Origin of the sequence: Cohnella lupini (assembly GCF_003386205.1) — a bacterium.
Lineage (GTDB): Bacteria > Bacillota > Bacilli > Paenibacillales > Paenibacillaceae > Cohnella > Cohnella lupini.
Map to the genome: position 1 here is coordinate 305,019 of NZ_QRDY01000002.1, position 21,492 is coordinate 326,510.

At 54.4% G+C, this 21,492-nt stretch carries 13 protein-coding genes; all 13 read left to right on the forward strand.

Annotated features, from left to right (window positions below; genetic code table 11):
- Window positions 1-80 precede the first annotated feature (80 nt).
- The 13 genes from DFP95_RS05610 to melA all read left to right on the forward strand — a co-directional run bounded on the left by DFP95_RS05610 (window position 81) and on the right by melA (window position 21,405).
- Window positions 81-6,335 carry an S-layer homology domain-containing protein gene (locus tag DFP95_RS05610; protein ID WP_115991596.1) on the forward strand — a complete coding sequence of 2,085 codons (6,255 nt, stop codon included), beginning with the start codon at window positions 81-83 and terminating at the stop codon, window positions 6,333-6,335.
- Between the two features lie 81 nt (window positions 6,336-6,416).
- Entirely contained in the window at window positions 6,417-8,276 is a 1,860-nt protein-coding gene (locus DFP95_RS05615; RefSeq protein WP_181907277.1) for a cache domain-containing sensor histidine kinase, read from the forward strand.
- A complete protein-coding gene (locus DFP95_RS05620; protein ID WP_115991598.1) occupies window positions 8,269-9,075 on the forward strand; it encodes a response regulator transcription factor in 807 nt (268 codons plus the stop codon). Before DFP95_RS05615 ends, DFP95_RS05620 begins: the two co-directional genes overlap by 8 nt.
- A 92-nt stretch (window positions 9,076-9,167) precedes the next feature.
- Window positions 9,168-10,295: a glycoside hydrolase family 88 protein gene (locus DFP95_RS05625; protein ID WP_115991599.1), complete on the forward strand. Its 1,128-nt coding sequence runs from the start codon at window positions 9,168-9,170 to the stop codon at window positions 10,293-10,295.
- Between the two features lie 445 nt (window positions 10,296-10,740).
- Window positions 10,741-11,748, forward strand: a complete 1,008-nt coding sequence (locus DFP95_RS05630) for a LacI family DNA-binding transcriptional regulator (RefSeq protein ID WP_115991600.1) — start codon at window positions 10,741-10,743, stop codon at window positions 11,746-11,748.
- An 8-nt stretch (window positions 11,749-11,756) separates the two neighbouring features.
- The gene (gene rbsK, locus DFP95_RS05635; RefSeq protein WP_115991858.1) at window positions 11,757-12,671 is read left to right on the forward strand and encodes a ribokinase; all 915 of its coding nucleotides are present in this window, start codon (window positions 11,757-11,759) and stop codon (window positions 12,669-12,671) included.
- Between the two features lie 173 nt (window positions 12,672-12,844).
- Complete coding sequence (locus DFP95_RS05640) at window positions 12,845-14,614, forward strand: sensor histidine kinase (protein ID WP_115991601.1); 1,770 nt, start codon at window positions 12,845-12,847, stop codon at window positions 14,612-14,614.
- Window positions 14,589-15,629 (forward strand): response regulator, encoded by a 1,041-nt coding sequence (locus DFP95_RS05645; RefSeq protein WP_115991602.1) that lies wholly within the window; start codon window positions 14,589-14,591, stop codon window positions 15,627-15,629. Before DFP95_RS05640 ends, DFP95_RS05645 begins: the two co-directional genes overlap by 26 nt.
- A 363-nt stretch (window positions 15,630-15,992) precedes the next feature.
- Window positions 15,993-16,184, forward strand: coding sequence for a hypothetical protein (locus tag DFP95_RS05650; RefSeq protein WP_115991603.1), 192 nt, complete (start codon window positions 15,993-15,995; stop codon window positions 16,182-16,184).
- Window positions 16,185-16,523: 339 nt separating this feature from the next.
- Complete coding sequence (locus tag DFP95_RS05655) at window positions 16,524-18,212, forward strand: extracellular solute-binding protein (RefSeq protein WP_220376329.1); 1,689 nt, start codon at window positions 16,524-16,526, stop codon at window positions 18,210-18,212.
- 39 nt (window positions 18,213-18,251) lie between these two features.
- Complete coding sequence (locus DFP95_RS05660; RefSeq protein ID WP_115991605.1) at window positions 18,252-19,148, forward strand: ABC transporter permease; 897 nt, start codon at window positions 18,252-18,254, stop codon at window positions 19,146-19,148.
- Window positions 19,149-19,166: 18 nt separating this feature from the next.
- Entirely contained in the window at window positions 19,167-20,051 is an 885-nt protein-coding gene (locus tag DFP95_RS05665; RefSeq protein ID WP_115991606.1) for a carbohydrate ABC transporter permease, read from the forward strand.
- A 55-nt stretch (window positions 20,052-20,106) separates the two neighbouring features.
- Window positions 20,107-21,405 carry an alpha-glucosidase/alpha-galactosidase gene (gene melA, locus DFP95_RS05670; RefSeq protein ID WP_115991607.1) on the forward strand — a complete coding sequence of 433 codons (1,299 nt, stop codon included), beginning with the start codon at window positions 20,107-20,109 and terminating at the stop codon, window positions 21,403-21,405.
- Window positions 21,406-21,492: the final 87 nt, after the last annotated feature.

A 21,492-nucleotide genomic window follows, 5' to 3' on the forward strand; every position in this document is an offset into this window, starting at 1 on the left:
CGTTTTGAACCCAATCCCTCGCCTTTCGTCTTCCCGGAATGGCGGGGGGTTTTTAACCTTTGTAAAAGGAGGCTATGTTAATGAGAAAGCTGTTTCGCGGGATTACGATGTTATTGATTGCTTGCCTAGCCATTCCCGCTCTGCCGATCAGCACGAAAGCAGCAGATTCCGCACCGTTGTTCGATGATAGCTTTTCAGGCGGATTGGGGAACTGGGATCTATTCGGAAGCACGGCTTGGACCGTTCAAGGTAGCGGCATTCCCGCTCAATTAATAGGAACGACAACGAGCACGGGACCTCAACGCGCGGTGGTGAAACCCGCAAAGCTCGCGTTTACCTCGACCGATTACAATTTAGAATTCGCGGCGCAAGGCGACCGCTTCAGAACGATATTCCGTTATACCTCCGGCACTAACTATTATTTCCTAGAGTTCAAAAATACCAATTCGGTCGAGCTATGGAAGTTTCCGAATTCATCCTCTTCCGTAATCGTTGGAACGCCGATCAATATCAGCACCGCGATACCGGCCTTTAATCTATCGGATTTACATCAATATAAAGTAGAGGTCAAGGGAACCGAATTTACGTTATCCGTCGACGGCACTTTGGTAACCGTTTTCACGGATTCTTCCCTATCCGCGGGCGGCATCGGGTTTTCCCTGAAGAGTCAGAACGCGACAACGGCTGTTAATGTCAGCGTCGAGCAGGTATCGGTTACGTCGATAGTCGCGCCGCCGGCCGCTTACGCGATCGCGCATGCGCCGGTTACGCAAATTCCTTACAACGCGAATCTCCCCGTTTCCTTTTCCGTAGCGGACGCGACGTACGGCTCGACGACGGGATCGATCCACTACGGTTACGGGGACGACGAGCTGAATTCCGTGCTGCAGGCGACTAGCGTCGGAGCGAGCGTCTATTCGGCAACTATACCGGCATCGAGTCAAACTAATAAAATCCGCTATTACATTACGGCTCAGAATGAAGCGGGAAGCTCGGACCGTTATCCGGATAACGGAGAAATTACGGTCAACGTTGGCGCAATCGAGCCTTACCTTAACGATTTTGAAGGCTCGGCCCCGAATACGATCCCTGCGGGTTGGACCACGGGAGGCAATACGAGGGTCGTTCAGCTCCCGGACGGGAACAAAGTATTTAATCTGAACGGTTCGGGAAGCGCGAAGCTTAATCTTCCGATGTACCAGAACGCGGACAATTTCGTCGTTAAGTTCAAGGCGAAGTACGAACGGACCAGCGAGGCGGCGCAGAACACCTGGCGATTCCGCTACCGCGCGTCGGACGATATGAACAACAACGCGATCGAATGGGCGACGCACAACTCCAAATATTTTATCATGAGGAAAACGACGCTCGGCGGAAACTATTATATCGCCAACTACGTGAAGGCTTTGCTAGACGAGTGGCATGATTACGAGCTTCGCGTAAGCGGCATCAGCCATAAGCTGCTCATCGATGGCGTGGAAACGACGGCGGGAGACGATTCCGATTCGCTCGCTCCGACCAAAGGCTACTTCCAGTGGAACGTAGTCGGCGGCATCAATCTCATGATCGACGATTTCTCGATCGAGCCGTTGCAATCTCCTTACGTGATCGATCTTCAACCTATGGGTAATTACGTCGGCATCTACGCGTTAGGAGAAACGCCGGGACTCGACCTCGCTCTTGAAGCCGGGGCGCAAGACCGCATGTTCGACATGGATTACGTGGTTCGGCGCGCCGACGGAGCCAAAGAGATAGTGGCTTCGGGAACGGAGAGCTACGAATTGGATGCATACGAGAAGGAACGCGAGGTCGTCCCTTTCGATCCCGCGTTAAACTCGGTAGGCACCTATGAAGTATCGGCCGATTTCTCGGTCGACGGAGTGGAGCAGCCCGATAAGTCGAAGATCATGCGTCTGGCGGTCGTGAAGACAGCCGCTCCCGTTCGGGGGCTCGACCTGGATAACGAAAGCAAATTCGGGCTCAACACGCATTACGCCCTGAACTGGAAGGACGATATTATCGACGGGGCACGCAAAATGGGAGCCCGTCATCATCGTTCCGGCATCGCATGGGAAGACGTGGACAAGAACGTCAAGGATTCCTTCGGAGCGCCGGTTTACGATTACTCGAGGGTCGACCCTCAGCTCGATAAATTGTTTTCCTACGGATTCAATCAAATTACCGTACTAGGCATCGAGAAGAACGGAAACTACCAGCCGGGAGTCCCCAATACGACGGCTTCGCTGGAAGCCGCGGGCGATTTCGTCGCCCATACGGTCGACAAGTACAAGGATGTCATCCGGCAATGGGAAATGCCGAACGAGCCGGAGATTTTCTCCAAGCCCTACATTCCCTCCGAGTTCGTGCAATTGCAGAAGATCGCCTATTTGAACATGAAGAAGGCGGATCCGAACGCCATGCTTCTTGCCGGCGACCACACGTCTAGCGTGCTAAGCGTTCTGCCGAGGGAATTGGAGCTCGGATCGTACGATTACGCGGATGCGTTCTCCTATCATCCTTACGTGTATAATTCCATGCCGGACGTTAACCTGCCCAATCTCATGAACGGCGTAAAGGGCTTGGTTAACGCCTACGGAGGCTGGAAGGACTACTACTTGACGGAAGGCGGATGGCCGACGGCCACAAGCGGATATCCTTCCGTATCGGAGGAAGTCCAACGGGATTACATCGTTCGGGCGTTCTTGAATTACATGGTGACCGACCAGGTAAAAGCGTACGAATACTACGATTACAAGAACGACGGCACGGACGACCGCTACTACGATATTTTCTGGGGAATTACGGATAACAACGGAAGGCCGAAGCTGGCTTATGCCGCGGTCAATCAATTAATGAACGAATTGGATAACGCGCGATACGTCGGAACCTTCGACGCCGGCAATCCTGACGTTGCGGTTCAAGTATTCCTCAACGAAGGCAAACCCGTCATCGTGGCTTGGAAGAAGGTCGACCATAAGGACAATCCGGCGGTCAAACCTCCGACAAGCACGGTTACTCTTCCTTTCGCAGCAACGGGCGTCAGCGCGATGGATATCAACGGCGTGGAGAAACCATTCGCGATTGGGAACGGAAGCATCGATCTCGTCGTATCCGGATCTCCGGCATACGTAACGGGAGCGCCTGCGGATTTCGTGTTCGAGTCCGCGGCGAATCTCGTGCAAGTCAAGAAGCAGGAGGCCATCTCCAAGCTGAACTTGGCTCGGGACGATTCGAACGGCGAACTCGTCGACGAGGATGCGGACGAGATCGAGAGAATATCGACGGAACTCGTTGCGGCTGCTACCGGGAACGTAAACGAAACCGCCTCGGGAATGGAACAGGGAATCAAGGACGTCTATTCGTTGATGACGCGAATCGCCGGCCGCATCGAAGAAGGCGCCGTCCCCGCAGCTCCGGGTTACGTCGCTTTGGAAGCTTTGTACAATCTCGCGGAGACCGCTTCCGTAGCTCTGTCTTACGCTCTTGACGGCTCCGGCGCCAATACCTTGAATTACGCTAACGCCGTTCAAGCGGCGGAGGCCGAGTTCAACGAGCGGAAAGGCGAGTTCAGCGTCATGCCCGTATCGGCCTCGGCGGTTCTCCGCATGAATAGGTACGGCAGGCTAGCGGAGGCCGCTTTCGATCGGGCAAGCTACGGCGAAAGCTACGCTTATAATTTGTTGGCCCGGGAATTCGCGGCCACGGTTACGGCGATGGCGGAATCCGAGCAAGCCAAGTTCATCGGAGTCATGGCCAATGTGAATCCGACCCAAACGACAGGAGAAGCCGGCTATGTCAATACGCTGACTCTCTCTCTCGTGAACAGCACGGACGTCGACCAGCCGGTGACGGCCCGGTTAAAGCTTCCGGCAGGATGGGAAGCCTCGCAAACCAAGCCGGACGTCTTCGAATTGACGATACCCGCGGACGACTCGAGTGACCGGCTATTCAACGTACTCGTACCCGAAGATACGATCAAGGGAAGGTATGACATCGGGATCGAGATTCTGCATGGAGACGAGATTTTCGAGACGAAGAAAGTCGAGCTGACCGTGGAGGACGGACTCGCGGTAAGGGTTCTTCCGATCAAGGAAACGATAGACGGGTTGGATGCGATTTCCGTTCAATTGACGGGAACGTCCTCCGCGAGCAAGACGGGCGAGATTTCGTTGAAGGGACCGGACGGCAATCCGTTAACGCCGGTGACCACGAACGCGTTCGTGGATCTGAAGAAAGGCGACCGCGTTCGGTTGGACTTCCAGTGGACTTATCATGAACCGGCGGAATTCAATGAATATAACGTCGATCTGCAGGTCGTAGAAACGACGAGCGACAAGATCATTTTCCACGATCCCGAGCTGCCTCTCGATTTCAATCTGGCCCAGTCGGCCAATGATGTCACGTTCGACGGCGATCTGGAGGATTGGGCGGATGCTTATCCGATTCACCTTCGCAGGAAGGACCAGAACGCGAGCGGATATCAGGACTCCGACAATCTGGAGGCGAAAGCCTATGCCAAGTGGGCAACCGATGGAATGTACTTCGCGATAGCGGTTAAGGACGATATCCACAAGCAGTCGGAAAATCCGGCGAACATGTGGAAGAACGATTCCATTCAAGTGAGCTTGGATCCATTGAACAATAAGGAAGCGCCTTACGGCGCGGACGACGTCGAGTGGAGCTTTGCCCTAACGGACAACGGCAATGCGATGGTTAACGTGTTCAACTCGACTCCGCCGAATCCGAACGGGGACATGAGCGGACTTGTTCCCTTCGAAGCATTTCGGGACGAAGCGAATAAAACTACGGTTTACGAATTTCAAATTCCGGCGGAATACGTCAAGGATCTGGATCCGGTGCTTGACGGGATAATCGGATTCAATATCGCCGTCAACGATGCCGATCTTCAGAACGGCAGAGATAATTTCATTCAATGGACGCAAGGAACGGCCGACGCCAAGAACACGTCCGGATATGACGCCTTTACGTTCGTAGATAACCTGGTCTCTCCTCCCGGCGGAGAGACGGGGGAAGAGCCCGACGGAGAACCGGACGATGGCGACGGAGAAGATCCGGACGATAACCCTGATGGAAACCCTGATGGAACTCCTGAAGATAACCCAGAAGATAACCTGGTAGCGGATGATGGCCAAAACGACGATGGGGACGACGATTCGCCTTCAGGTTCCGGGAACGACCAACCCGTCTCTCCGGCAGAAACCGGAATCGTCACGATTCCTGCGGCCTCTCTGAGGAGCGGTTCCAACGGCACAAGCACCGTGGACGCTCCGGCGGATACGACGGAGGTCAAGCTGCCTTGGGATACGGCAACCCTTCTGGCGGAGAACAATCTCGTTGTGAAGACGGATAAGCTGGCGCTCGAGATTCCGCCGGAACTGTTCGATCAGTTATCCGGCCTGATTCCCGCCGAGCAATTGCAAGGCAGCTCGATATCGCTAACCTTCAAGCCCGTGCAACCTTCGGAAGCGGATAAATGGCTTGCTAACGGCCAGCTATCGGGTACGGAGATCAGGCTAGGCAGCGAGGTCTACGAGCTAAGCTTGACGATTCGAACGGCGGGCGGAACAACCGAGAAACTGACGCGATTCAATCAGCCGATCACGATTCGCGTCAGGCTCGATCCTTCCATGGATCCCGATCTGACGGGGATTTACTACATCTCCGACGACGGCAAGCCGGAATGGATCGGAGGACAATACGCGGAAGGGGAAATGACGGCGCAAATTCGACATTTCAGCAAATACGCCGCGCTGGAAGTGAAGAAGGATTTCTCCGATCTGGCGGCCGGCCATTGGGCGTATGACGCCATCCGTCAATTGGCGGCCAAGCAGATCGTCCTAGGAACCGGTTTCGCGACCTTCGAACCCGGCCGCTCAGTCACCCGCGCTGAATTCACGTCTATGCTGGTCCAAGCGTTAAAGCTGACGGAACCGGGCGAGACCGCATTCGCCGACGTTTCCGAGGATAAATGGTACGCGGAGGCGGTGTCCATCGCGCATGCGGCGGGAATCGTCGCGGGTAAGAGCGCGACTTCATTCGATCCGGAAGGGCTGCTTACGAGGGAAGAGATGGCGACCTTGACGATGAAGGCCTATCATTCCGTCGACGGCAAAGCTCCAACTGGAACGGCGGTTTCGTTCTCCGACGAGTCGAAGATTTCGCCTTGGGCTTCCGTTTATGCGAAAGAAGCATCGTCGCTTGCCTTCATTCAAGGCCGAGCGGGAGGGGTTTTCGCTCCTAAGGGCATAACGACCCGCGCGGAAGCGGCGCAAGTGATATACGGTTTAATGAGATCCGCGCAACCGACAATCTAAAACGGAGAAGCCCCCTCGGACGCCGAAAACGGCCGATGGGGCTTTCCGATGACTTCGGCGAAGAAGGAGGAAGGGATATTCATGCGTAAACGAACGAGGAACGAGAATACCGGATTGCTGTCGCGACTCAGTTTTCCCGTATTTGCGCTGATCGTTGCCATCATCGCTTTTTTCGCCACGGCCGCAAGTTACATCTTGATCCGCGTGCAGAACGATCATACTCTCGAGATGGCGAACCAATCGATGAAATTCGTCTACCGCAACATATGGTACCAGTTCGATACGATGAACAACGTAGCCGCGTTCATTCTCTCGAATCCTTCGATAGAAGGTTTACTGGAAAGCGGCGGCTATCAGAATACCTACGATTCGGTCGACGATTATTTCGCGTTGCAGACGAATCTGGAAAATCTGTCGTTGGTTTCGTTGCTCAACGACTTCGGATCCCGCAGCACCGCCAAGAAGACGTACGTCGTGTCCATCGCGCTGGAGCCGGGAAGCGGCTTATATGCCATGGCGACGGATCGGTTCGACCCGACGACGGGCATCTACAAATTCGAGGATCTGCAAGGCCAAGAGTGGTATCGAAGCTTGAGCACCGGCTCGCGCCAGTCCGAATGGTGGGGGCAGGCAGCGGGGCAATCCAACGTCGCCATGATTTATTCGGCGAGAACGAAGGCGAGCATCAAGGACGGCAGGAGCATCGGTACCGTGATCGTTGGCGCGGATACGGGAAGCATCCGCAGCGTATTCGAGAACGCGCAGCTGAAGAAGGGCTACCACGTGCTGCTGGACGAGAACGACAACGTCATCTTCAGCGAGCGGTACGATTTTCTCGAATCCGTGAAGGACGTTCCGTATGTTCAGGCGTTGGATGGCGCGACGGGATCCATGGTTGCCAGAATCGACGGAGAGCAGCACCGAGTCATGTTCGAGACGTTCGTGAACGGCTGGAAGCTGTTGACGGTCGTTCCGGAAAGCCATTTCAGCCAATATACGTTCGCCATATCGGCTATAGGCGCCGCTACAGCGATCATCGCCTTGTTGATCGCGGGATTCACTTTACGGAGAATCGTCGTAAGAGTTACCGTTCCGATCACGAGGCTCGTTTCGGCGATGCAGAGACCGGAGGTGCTGGAATTCAAGGAAGCGCTGCCGGAGCAGAATTCCGGCATTTACGAGGTCGATAAGCTGGGCGAGAGGTTCGCATCCATGCTCGTAACGTTGCACGGGCTGATAGAAAAATCCTTTTCCGAGGAGATGGAACGCCGTCAGCTTCAATTGGAGCTGCTGCATGCCCAGATCAATCCGCATTTTCTGTATAACACCTTGGATCTGATCAATTGCCGCGCCATTATGGCAGGAGATCGCGAAGCGAGCGAGATCGTCCGGGCATTGGCGAACGTGTTCCGCTATAGCTTGAACAAAGGGGAAACCTGGATTTCCCTGGGAGACGAGGTGAAGCAGATCGAGGCTTATCTTCGCATTCAACAAATGATGATGGACAATTTGCGAGTGGAAATTCGCGTGCCGGAGGAGCTCCTATCTTCGAGGATCGTCCATCTTACGTTGCAACCGCTCGTAGAAAACGCGATCATACACGGCTTTGCCGACCGGACATCCGATTGCTGCATCACGATCGATGCCAAGCTTAAAGGGAAAACGCTGACGTTGCGCGTCGAAGACAACGGCAAAGGATGCGATCCGGCTCGAATGAACCGCATGCTCAGGGAGCATCAGGGGAGCGAGCCGGAAGCCAAAGCCGTAGGCGTCCGAAGCGGTTTCGGCACGTTAAACGTACACCGCCGAATTCAATTGCACTGCGGAGAAGCCTTCGGCCTGAGATACGAGGAGACGGGCGAAGGCACCCGCGTCGAAATCGTCGTGCCTTACCTGCAAGAGAATCGATTACCGGAAACGGAGGGGTTAGCGAATGTATAAGCTGCTTATCGCCGAGGACGTCAAGACCGTTCGCGAAACGTTGGTCCGTTCGATTCCTTGGCAGGAGTTAGGCGTTACGGTGGTCGGCGCCGTCCAGAACGGCGAGGAAGCGCTGATCCGGCTGGAGGACGAAGAACCGGACCTGTTGCTGACCGATATCGGGATGCCCAAGATGAACGGGCTGGAGCTGATAGAGCTGGCGCAAGCCCGGAAGCCGGATATTCGCTGCATTATCCTATCCGGTCTGAACGAATTCGAGCACGCCAGGCAAGCGATCAAGCTTCAAGTGCTGGACTATGTCCTGAAGCCGATCGACCCCGGAGAGATCGAGAAGGTCGTGGCTCGCGCGATTCGAACTTTGAGCAAGGAGCGGGAGGAACGCCGGGAGCTGGATCAAGCCGGCCAAGTGTCCAAGGATAAGCTCCCTCATCTGTCGGAGATGCTGCTTCCGGGTGAATTGACGGGAAATCTGAAGAAGAAAAAACTGGTCGAGCAAGCCATTCAATACATGAAGGAGCAATATACGCGCAGGGAATTATCGCTGTCGGACGTGGCGGCGGCCGTCGGGCTTAGCGAGAAGTATATGAACCTGTTGGTCAAAGACGTGACGGGAGCGACGATCAACCACTTGATCATCGGACTCCGTATGGAGGAAGCGGCTCGACTGCTTAAGAATCCTATGAATCGCATTTACGAGATTTGCGAGCGCATAGGGTATACGGATCAGGATCATTTTCGGGAGAGCTTCAAGAAGCAATACGGGTTGACGCCGACGGAGTATCGCAATCAGCACTTGTAGAGGTACGGCGGTAGGCATGGTTTGACAACCATCATTCATCGTAACACCTCGCGCGAGGAGTATTGAGTCAGTTTAGAAGGGTGGAGTTTGGATTGGAAAAGAGAGAGCTGGAAGAAGCGGCAAATCGAGTCTATCGATTTATGATGCACGGCGAACAGGCTGAGTGGGGTAGCCACGAATGGACGGACTGGGCAATGAACATCGACCGGTGGGATTGGAATTCGGGAGTCGGAATCATAGCGGCCGCGGAATTCGGCAAAATGTCGCGTGAGGATTGGGCGATCCAGGAGGTAGAGGATTGGGTGAACCGGAACAAGTGGCAGTCGGACTCCGTCAAGGTCATCAATTCGATGGCGCCTTATGCCGTATTTCCGCTGTTGCTCGAGAAGAAGGCGGATCCCTATTACGCGGCGAAGGCCGAGGAAATCGCGTTTTGGATGATGGAGCAGTCTCCCCGCACGGGGAACGGCGCTTTCGAGCACACCGTCACGGAGAAGGCTTCGTTCCGCGAGCAGATCTGGGCGGATACCGTCTTCATGGCCGTGCTATTCTTAGCTCGCGCGGCCAGGATGCTCTCCAATCGCCGAATGGCGGACGAGGCTCTGCGGCAAGTGCTGCTGCACTTGCGCGCGTTGCAGGATGACGGGACGGGCTTACTCTTTCACGCCTGGAATTGCGAGGCGGAGGATTGGATGTCCGCCGCGCGGTGGAACCGGGCGAACGCATGGAACGCTTGCGGCGTTCCGATGATTCTGGAAGCGTTGGAAGGTTGCGATTTCGGCAATTGGAATTCCTCCGATGATACTGGGGATTCCGGTAACTCCGGAGCGCTGGCCGAGATCAAGGGAAGGTATGTCAAGCTCGCGGAGGGGCTAATGCTCAAGCAAAACGCGAGCGGGCTGTGGCCAACCGTATTGGACCGACCCGGTTATTACGAGGAAACTTCGGGGTCGGCCGGCATTGCTTACGGGTTGTACAAGGCTGCCCGGATGGGGCTGCTTCCCGATTCGAAGCAAGCGATGGCCTGCGCCGATAGGGCGACGGCCGCCGTTATATCCAAGATCGGCGCCAACGGAGCCGTCGAAGGCGTCTCCGGGGGAACGCCGGTGCTCGACAGCGTTGCCGCATACAACGAGGTTCCGATCTTCCCGACCTTGTACGGACAGGGACTGACGTTGCTATTGCTAACTGAGGCTATTGATTTGAGCAAGTCTCGCTAAAGTATATGAACGACTAACATTCATGTTCGATTCGAGGGGCTATCCGCTAGGCAATACTGGCGCGGCCCCTCTTTTCTATGCGATTCCACCGTCTCTACCGCCGCTATCCCTTTCGCTCAGAGACTGACTGCCGCTCTAACTAACCTACCCCATTTACGTCGAATAACCCGTCCAGACCGGGTTATTTCTCTCGAACCGTCGAAGAATTCAAAAAAAAGCTGAGCATGCCTTGATCTAACCACTCCGTAGTCGTAAATTCAACGATTTACGAATGGCGACGGTTTGCGTAACCGATACCATAATGGGCAACATAATCAATTCAAATCCGTCCAATAATCTTTTGACAGGCAACGTATAACTAGCTAAACTAATAACTATGTAACCGGTACCACATAAGTTGATATATGCGGGTAAGCCGGAAGATTTCATTCAAAGGACGGATCATATGGCTACCATACGGGACGTCGCCAAGATGTCCGGATTTTCCGTCGCGACGGTTTCCAGGGTTTTGAACAAGAAAGGCTACGTGAACGCTGCTACGGAGAAGTCCATCGTCGCGGCGATGAGTGCCTTGAATTACACTCCGAGCATCGCGGCGAGAAGCTTAGCGGGCAAGAGCTCCGGGACGATCGCCCTCATGGTTCCGGATATTTTGAATCCCTTTTTTCCGGAGCTCGCAAGGGCGATAGAAGATGCCGCGAACGGATACGGCTACAGCGTCATTCTATGCAACTCCGACAATGACCTCCAAAAAGAAATGAATTATTTCGATATGCTGGTCAGCAAGAAAGTAGACGGGTTGATCGTGGCTTCCTATAGCCTCGGTCCCGACCAAATCTTAAACCTGAAGAAAAGATCCATTCCCGTCATCGCCATCGACAATCATTTCGGAGCCCATCCGATCGTCTCGTTCGTATCCGATAACCGGGCCGGCGGAGCGATGGCGACAAGACACTTGCTTGAACAAGGCTGCCGGAAAATCGCCCATATTTGCGGGCCGATGAGCATAGTCGCGAGCCGGGAAAGATGCCTCGGCTACGAAGAAGCATGCGGGACCCAGCCATGGTTTCTCCCCAGTCTCATCGCGACAAGCGACGATTTCCACGTTGAGGGCGGTACTCGCGCGATGGCGGAGCTGCTGAAGCGACATCCGGATATCGACGGTGTTTTCGCGGGCAACGACCTGATGGCGTGCGGAGCTTTGAAGGCGTTATATCGGCTAAGACGTAAAGTGCCGGAAGAGATCAAGCTGGTCGGCTTCGATGGTCTTGCCATGAGCACGGTCGTTCCGGAGTTGTCGACGATCGCGCAGCCGATCCGGGAGATGGGAACGCAGGCGATGGATTACTTGATTCGCATGCTTAACGGCGAGAGAGTCGAAGAACGCGCGCACGTGATGGATGTAACCTTAGTCGTTAAGCAATCTAGCCAAATCGTACACACGAGAGGATGAAATCGGAGATGAGTACTTCTAAATCGGGAATCGTCATCATCGGAAGTCTGAACATGGATGTCGTAGTGACTATGCCAAGGTTGCCCAAATTGGGCGAAACGGTGCATGGGGATGCCGTCCACTACGTACCGGGAGGCAAGGGAGCCAACCAAGCGATCGGCTGCAGCCGCTTGACGGCGGAAACGACTATGATCGGATGCGTAGGATCGGATATGTTCGGAGATATGATCCTAAGGCAAATGACGGACAACGGCGTAGCGCTAGGAGCGATCGGGAAAATCGAAGGAGAATCGACGGGGACGGCGCATATTTCCCATACGGAGGACGATAACTGCATCGTCGTCGTGGCGGGTGCCAATTCGGCTTGCACGGCGGAATACGTGCGACGCTACGAAGCCGATATCCAATCCGCTTCCGTAGCAGTCGCCCAATTGGAGATTCCTCTAACCTCGGTAACGACTGCTTTCGAGATCGCCAAAGCCGCCGGGGTCATTACCGTTTTGAATCCGGCTCCCGCGAAGGAACTGCCGGACGAGCTGCTTCGTCTGACCGATTATATCACGCCAAACGAAACCGAATGGGAGCTTATCGGGGGTACTCCTTGCCGTGAGGACAAAGAGTTCGAAGACTCCATGACCAGCTGGGAATTGCGGTACGGAACGAAAGTGATCGTCACGCGCGGAGAAAAAGGCTGCTCCTATCTCGATGGCGGACGGTTGATTACGGTTCCTTCGCCTAAAGTGGGAGTAGTCGATACGACCGGAGCCGGAGATTCGTTTAACGCGGCATTCGCCTACGGGTTATCCGAAGCGAAGCCGATCGGCGAGATCGCGAGATTCGCCGTGTCCGCGGCTTCCTTATCCGTTCAGAAGTTCGGCGCCCAAGACGGGATGCCCACATTGACCGAGGTTCGCAGTCTCTAAGCTTTCGATGACCGTATCGCGGAAAAGTCCTTCGTACCCGAAGGGCTTTATTGGCGTATCCGTGAAACAAGAAACTTACCTTCGTATTTTCCGATTGCCTTTTGCGGGATTTATGCCTACGCTAATAGGAAGAACGCTTGACCGTCAATCCGTACGCAGGAGGCATCGGCATTATGAATGCGCTTTATCGTATGTTTTCCCCGCAATCTCTAAAAAGCAGGCTAGCGTTAATACTGACCGTAGCCACCGTGATTCCGCTTCTGCTGACGGGATACATTTCCTATCGTTGGATTTACATCGTGCAAACGGAGAAAATACAACAGGATTGGTTAGATAGGACATTGTTCGAAAGGGACGAGCTGGATCGTAAGTTGGACGAACTGGCAAGGGTGTCCCAGCTTCTGGATGTCGAAGGGGGCATCGGGCGCGACGTCGTTCAATTCATATCGAGCGGTACTCCTTACGAACGTTCGATCTTATATCGCAATATTTCCCAATCGATGGCAAACGTAAATTTTTCGAACCCGAATCTCGGGGTTATGCTCTATTATGCGCCGGGGCGCGAGGAACCCGTGTTGTTTCCGAATACGGACGCGAAGTTTCCGTTCGTTCCCGACTCCATGAAAATTTTTTACAAGCAAAAGGCATTCGTATATTACGGCCCCTATCCGTCGCTGAACGGGGACAACAAAAACGAGCCCGTGTTCGCGCTGCTTCGCAAGCTGGAGTATGGGAAAGGACAGCCGCTCTACGCCTATATCGAGACGAAGGCCGTCGGCTTGGAAGCGATGTTCGCTCCGGGGGGGAAGTCTCGTTCGGCTGGGGGTGCGAGCTACTCCGTTTATCACGTGCTGACGGGCCCGGACGGTAAGGTGGCCTACAGCAATCTCGAGAGCGAAGCTCGCATCGGGGAAGATTTCGCCGAAACGAACTCGGCTTACCAGACGTTCCGAGCGCAAGGCGACCATGGTTGGACGTTGTACCAGCTGATCCCGAATGCCGATTACGACCGCGAGATGAACAAATGGTTTACGCAGTTCATGCTGCTCGCTTCTTTGTCGTTGGCGCTTGGAATCGGCTTCGCATGGCTCATATGGCGAATGGTGTACCGTCCGATACGGATCATTAACCGGGAGATCAGGAGATTCAGTAACCAACAGCCTCTATCCGACGTTCCGGCTACCGGGCTCACGGAATTCGATCGAATATTGGATAATTTCGGCCAGATGAGCCACCGTATCTCCGAACTGATCACGGACGTGGAAGACAAGGAGAAGCGGAGGGGACAGCTGGAGGTCGAGAAGCTGCTCGTGCAGATCAACCCGCATTTTCTTCACAACACTTTGAATACGATCCAGTGGCTGGCGCGAATCCAAGGACAGGCCAACATCGCGAGATTGGTGTCGATTTTTACCCGCGTTCTGCATTATAATCTCGGCAAGAAGAATATTATCGTTACCGTTCGCGAGGAAGTGGATGCCGTTCGCGACTATATCGATCTTCAGAACATTCGCTACGACCATTCGTTTAATGTCGCTCTGAACGTGGAGCCGGAGGCGCAAGACGTGCTTATTCCTCGCTTCATTTTGCAGCCGTTGGTAGAGAACGCTTTGTACCACGGGTTCGACGAGGATGAAGGAGGCGCTATCGAAGTGTCCATCACGAAGGAAAAGAGCGCCATTCTATTGCGGGTAAAGGACAACGGCAGGGGGATGCCGGAAGAAAAGCAGAAGGAACTATTCGAAGACGATGACGAAAGACTGCGGAAATCGGGACTCGGAATCGGTCTGCGGTACGTGAAAAAGATGCTGACGGTATACTACGGCTCGAAGTCGGAGTTAACCGTGGAAAGCGGAATCGGACTGGGGACGACGATATCGATCAGGCTTCCCGATACTTTGGAAGGAGCTGAGGCGCTTGATACAGGCTCTGATCGTGGATGACGAAAGCTTGGTGCGCAAGGGGTTAAGGCTCTTGTTTCCGTGGGAAAAATACGGGATCGAGATTGCCGGGGAGACGGCAACCGGAGAGAAAGCGATGGAGTTTCTGCGAAGTCACCCCGTCCAGCTTCTGATGACGGATATCACGATGCCGGGAATGTCCGGAATCGAACTGACTAAGCAAGCTCAGGAGCTCGATCCGTCGCTTAAGGTCGTCATTCTGACCTGCCATCAGGATTTCGAATTTATTCAAGAGGCGCTCCGGCTCGGGGCGATCGACTATATCGTTAAGACGCAGTTGGAGGAGCTAGATCTCGACAAGACGCTGGAACGCATCGTGAAGGCTGTTAACCGGAACGGGAACATGGGGGACGCTAAGACTGAATCCGTCGCAGGGGTGCCGGGTCTGCGCAGGCTAGCCGATGCGGCGGCGGGCGTGTTGTGGATCGTGGACGACGAGCTGTTCGGAGAGTTAGTCGGAGTGCTGGCTGCGTCCGCGGGTGAATCGGCCGGAGATATCGTTTCCGTGCTGCAGGATGCGATGGAGCGGTGGCGGCGGAGCTTCCCGGCATTCAATTGGGATACGGTTGCCTCATCTCCGGTATCCGCGGGGGCGGCGGAAAGATGGCTGCACGCTATCCGCGTCGAAGTGGGAGCTTGGTTGCGGAAATCGGCTTATTCGGAGGACGTGATCCGTTCGATCCTTAAGGCGGTTGACCGGATTGCGGAGCAACCGGGTACGCAAGGAAAGCAAGAGGAAATAAGCCGATCGGTCAATTTAAGCAAGAGCTACTTCAGCACGAGCTTTCGCGACATTACCCGAATGACGTTCAGCCACTTTCTGCAGGCAACCAGCGTATACGCGGCGCGCGATCTGCTGGAATCGACGAACCACCCCGTCTATTGGATCGCCGAGAGGTGCGGGTTCGCGGACCAGCGCCATTTCAGCAAGCTGTTCAAGGAGCAGACGGGCTTTCTGCCGAGCGAATACAGGCAGCGGCATAAGGAATGCAATTGAAATTCTATCTAACTTTCCCGGAAGCGGTTTGCGGTCGATGCCGCTCCGCTTCCGTTTTTGGTTATTTGGCTGGCGAGTTAGAGTAAGTGCGGGAGCGGGAACGGCCGGGATAGCGGACCAGGATCGCTATTCGCTCACAAGTGGCAATAGAGTATTGGTTGCGAAATAGCCGCTCTTGGCGCGGGTATTTTGAGTGTTAGAGGTACTTTCGTGGAAATAGCCGCTCTTGGCGCGGGTATTCTGAGTGTTTGAGGTACATTCGAGGAAATAGCCGCTCCTGGCGTGGGTATTTCAAGTATCTAAGCCACATTTGAGGAAATAGCCGCTCCTGGCGTGGGTATTCTGAGTGTTCGAGGTACATTCGTGGAAATAGCCGCTCCTGACGCGGGTATTCCGGTGGTTAGAGGTACATTCGTGGAAATAGCTCTTGGCGCGGGTATTCTGAGTGTTCGAGGTACGTTCGTGGAAATAGCCGCTCCTGACGCGGGTATTCCGGTGGTTAGAGGTACATTCGTGGAAATAGCCGCTCCTGGCGCGGGTATTTCAAGTATCTAAGCCACATTCGAGGAAATAGCCGCTCCTGGCGCGGGTATTCTGAGTGTTCGAGGTTCATTCGAGGAAATAGCCGCTCTTGGCGCGGGTATTCTAAGTGTTCGAGCTACATTCGAGGAAATAGCCACTCTTAGCGAGAGTATTGGGTTAGTCGGCGAGTGTTTCGGAGTATAGGTGGGGTTATTTTCTTCAATCGGGGGGACGATGATTGCGAACGGGCGGTTTTCCTCGAATATTAGCGGCAGCATTCCGGGAAATCAACCGCTCACGGAGCCGTGCAAGCGCTTGCTATACTTAATTTGCAAGTGAAGTGACAATTAGGATAAGGGGATGTCCGACAATATGAAAACCAAAAAAGGAATCGCTTTGCTGCTGTCATCCGTTCTTGTAATGACGCTAGCGGCTTGCTCCGGCGGAAACGAAGAGAATAACGCCTCGAGCACCGCATCCTCTCCAGCCGAATCCGCTTCGGCAAGCGGGAGTCCAAGCGCATCGTCCTCCTCCGCACCCGCGGATCCGCTAGGCGCTTATTCGCCTCCGATCGAAGTTTCAGCCGTTCGATCGATCACGGAAGGAATGAAATTCAACGAAGGAGAAGCGATCGATAATAACGTTTGGTCCCGCGCTTACGAAAGCGAGCTCGGCATCAAGCTGAAATACGATTGGACGACTCCCGCGGCTCAATACGACCAGAAGCTGAACATTTCCATCGCTTCGAACGATTTGCCGGATATTACGCCGGTTAACGCCGCGCAGCTGAAGAGGCTGGTCGAAGACGACCAATTGGAAGATTTGACATCGCTGTACGAGCAATACGGCTCGGAGCTGACCAAGAAAATCATGGGCGAGGATGGCGGCAACGCGATCAAGTCGGCCACGTTCGACGGTAAGCTGTACGCCCTGCCGAACATGAGCTCGGGAATCGGTCAGACTCACGTGTTATGGGTACGGACGGATTGGCTCAAGAAGCTGGGCTTGTCCGAGCCGAAGACGATGGACGACGTAGTGAACACCGCAAAATCGTTCGTTACGGGAGATCCTGACGGAAACGGCAAACCGGACACTTACGGCCTAGGCATCAATAAAGACATTTTCGGCTTCTATGCCGCCATGGACGGTTTCTTTAACGGATATCATGCTTACCCGAACACATGGGTGAAGGACGCATCGGGCAAGCTCGTCAACGGAAGCGTCCTGCCGGAAACGAAGACGGCGCTTCAGAAGCTGCAGGATATGTACAAAGACGGATTGCTGGATAAGGAATTCGGCACGAAGGACGCCACCAAAGTTAGCGAATCCGCGAACGCCGGCAAGCTAGGCATGTACTACGGTTACTTCTGGAACATCGGCTGGCAGCAGGACGGCAAGAACGCCGATCCGACTATGGAGTGGAAACCTCTGCCGTTGCCTACGGCCGACGCAACACCCGCGAAAGCGCAAGTTCCGTTCGCGATCAGCACTTATTACGTCGTCAAGAAAGGCGCGGAGCATCCGGAAGCCGCAATCAAGCTGCTTAACTTCGATTACGAGAAGCTTTGGGGCGCGACTGCGCAACCGGACGTCTACAACGTCGATAAGAACGGAATCGCGACCTTTGGTTATGCCCTTCTCTACGGGGAAGCGCCGCGCAAAAATCTCGATGCCCATCTGAACGTCGTCAAAGCTTTGGAAGCGAACGATCCGTCTCCTTTGAACGCGGAGGAGAAGCTGTATTACGATAATATCGTTGCCTATCGCGGCGGAGACGTCAAAATGTGGGGTAACGAAAGAATGTATGGACCGGAAGGCTCGCTATCGGTTCTCCAAGGTTATACCGCTAACGGCAATCTAGTCGACGACGCTTACTTCGGTGCCCCGACGCAAGGGATGACGGACAACAAAGCAACGTTGCAGAAGCTGCAGCTCGAGACGTTCACCCGCATCATCATGAGCGGCTCCATCGACGAATTCAATAAGTTCGTAACGCAGTGGAGCGATCTGGGCGGCAAAACGATTACAGACGAAGTGAATGAATGGCAAGCGGCCCAATAAGGGACATCCGCTTGCCGGCAAGGAAAAGGCGGTGTTGACATGAGGCGCAGGACAATCCGGGAGCTGCCTTTCCACTTGATGATTTTACCCGGCTTTCTGCTGGTGCTCGTCTATAGTTATTTTCCGATGGCCGGCATCGTGATGGCTTTCGAGAAGCTTTCGCCGTCCAAGGGGATGTTCCTGTCCCCTTGGGTCGGATGGAAGAACTTCGAGTACATGCTCCAACTGCCCGGCATTGGAGGCGTCCTATGGAATACCGTCTTTATCGCGGCGATGAAGATGGCCTTGGGCATCGTCGTGCCGGTCACCTTCGCGCTAATGCTGAACGAAGCCCGCAACCGGCTGTTCAAGCGAAGCGTGCAGACGATCATTTATTTTCCGCACTTTCTGTCATGGGTTATACTCAGCGGAATTCTGATCGATATTTTATCGCCTTCGACGGGTATCGTCAACGCCGCGCTCGGGTCTTTGGGCATACCGTCGGTTTACTTTCTTGGAGATCCGGACTGGTTCCCTTTCACGCTCGTCATCTCCGACGTCTGGAAGGAGTTCGGCTACGGTACGATCGTGTACCTTGCCGCGCTGGCCGGCATCAATCCGGCCTTGTACGAGGCCGCGTCGATCGACGGGGCGGGCAGAATCCGGCAAACGTGGAACGTCACGCTGCCGAGCCTGCTTCCGATGATCATGCTGATGTCGATCTTAAGTCTCGGCAACGTTCTCAACGCGGGCTTCGAGCAGGTTTTCAACCTTTATAGCGCCCAAGTGTACTCGTCGGGAGACATCATCGATACGCTCGTGTACCGGATCGGGGTAGAGAACGCCAATTACGGAGTCGCTACGGCGGTCGGATTGTTCAAGTCGGTCGTTTCCTTCGTTATGGTTGGCTTATCCTATCTGCTTGCCTACCGGCTGACGAACTACCGGATTTTCTAACGAAAAGTGGGTTGACCTATGATAAAAAACGCTTCGAAAGGCAGACGCGCATTCGTCGTGATTAACTATTTGTTCTTGGCGGCCATAGCGGCGGTTTGCATATTCCCGCTCGTCAACGTGCTCGCGATCTCTCTCAGCGCGAGCTCGGCGGTCGGCGCCGGGGAGGTTAAACTATGGCCCATCGGCTTTAACCTGAAATCGTACGAATTCGTGCTCGGCAAGCCGGAGTTCGCCAAGGCCTTCCTCATCTCCTTGGAGAGAGTCGCTATCGGCGTGCCCGTCAATATGCTGCTTACGATACTCGTCGCTTACCCGTTATCGCGGGAACGGAAGGATTTTCGTTTTCGCAACGCTTACGCATGGTATTTCGTCGTCACGATTTTGTTTAGCGGCGGTCTGATTCCATGGTACATGACCATTAAATCGACCGGAATCATCGATTCCTTCTGGGCTTTGATCCTTCCGGGAGCCGTACCCGTATTCAACGTGATCCTGTTATTGAACTTCTTCAAGACGATCCCGGAAGAAATCGAGGAAGCGGCTCTGATCGACGGTGCCGGGCGGTGGCAGGCGCTCTGGAAAATCGCCGTGCCCCTATCCGCGCCGGCGATAGCGACCTTAACCTTATTCTGTATAGTGACCCATTGGAACTCGTGGTTCGAGGGACTTATTCTCATGAACAGCCCGGATAATTATCCGTTGCAAAGCTATCTGCAGACCGTCATCGTCAACCGGGACATGTCGCTTATCTCCGCGGCCGAAATGGCCAGATGGTCGGAAATATCGGATCGCACCTCGAAGGCGGCGCAAGTATTCGTGGCCATGTTACCCGTACTGCTCGTGTACCCGTTCCTTCAGAAGTATTTTGCCGAGGGAATCGTCATGGGAAGCGTCAAGGGCTAGACCGACAAGCTAGAGCATTTATTCATACGAACGATAAAAGGAGTAGAGAGAAACGATGCTAAAAATCGCATTCATCGGGGCGGGAAGCACGATTTTCGCCAAAAACGTACTGGGGGATTGCATGATGACGCCCGCGCTTGCCGAGGCTCACATCGCCCTTCACGACATCGATCTGGCGAGGCTGAAGGAATCGGAGAAAATGCTGCAAACCCTCAATCGCAACAACGGAGGAAAAGCGACCATTGTGGCGTATGCCGACCGTAGGGAAGCTCTTAAGGGAGCGACTTACGTCGTCAACGCGATTACTTCCGGAGCGCATGAGCCTTGGATTCGAGGGGATCACGAGATTCCTCGGAAATACGGTTTGAAGCAAACGTATGCCGATACGCTCGGGGTGGGCGGCTTATTCCGGGGACTGAGAACGGTCGGGGCGATGTTCGACTTCGCAAGAGATATCGAAGAGCTTTGTCCGGATGCCTGGTTCTTGAACTACACGAACCCGATGGCGATATTGACAGGCGCGATGCTTAGAGGTACCGGAGTCAAAACCGTCGGACTGTGCCACAGCGTTCAGGTGTGCGCGAAGGAGCTTCTCGAAGGACTCGGAATGGAATCGGATGACGTCCGTTGGAAAATCGCCGGCATCAACCACCAAGCGTGGCTGCTGGATATTACCCGCAACGGAGTCGATCTTTACCCGGAAATCAAACGACGCGCGGCGGCTCGCCCCGGTCCTCACGACGATATGGTGCGCTACGAAATCATGAATACGTTCGGGTACTACGTGACCGAATCTAGCATGCACGGAGCTGAATACGTACCGTACTTCATTAAGAACGCTTATCCGGAGCTGCTGGAGAAGTATAATATTCCTACCGAGAATTACAAAGGGTGGGGAAGCAGCAACAAGGATTATTGGGACAAGGTCATGGACGGCTTAGTCAACGATTCCAATCTGACCCACACCCGGACTCACGAATACGCTTCGTATATTATGGAGGCCATGGAGACGAACATTCCGTACAAGATCGCCGGCAACGTGCTGAACACGGGCGGATTGATCTCGAACTTGCCAGAGGAAGCTTGCGTAGAGGTATCCTGCCTCGTCGACGCCGACGGCATCACGCCGACCCGGTTCGGCGCGCTCCCTCAGCAGCTTGCCGCGCTCAACCGGACGAATATCAACATGCAATTGCTAGCCGTGGAAGCGGCTTTGACCGGCAAACGGGAGCCGATCTATTATGCGGCCCTGCTCGATCCGCATACTTCCGCGGAACTGCCGATCGACACGATCAAGGCGCTCGTCGACGAGATGTTCGAAGTGAACGCAAGCTGGCTGACGGCTTTCAAGTGATCCGCTTTCATGTAAGGAGAGGCTGTTCCGCATTCGCTTGCGGACAGCCTCTTTGCTTTGTATGATTCATGATCGGGAGCTGCGAAT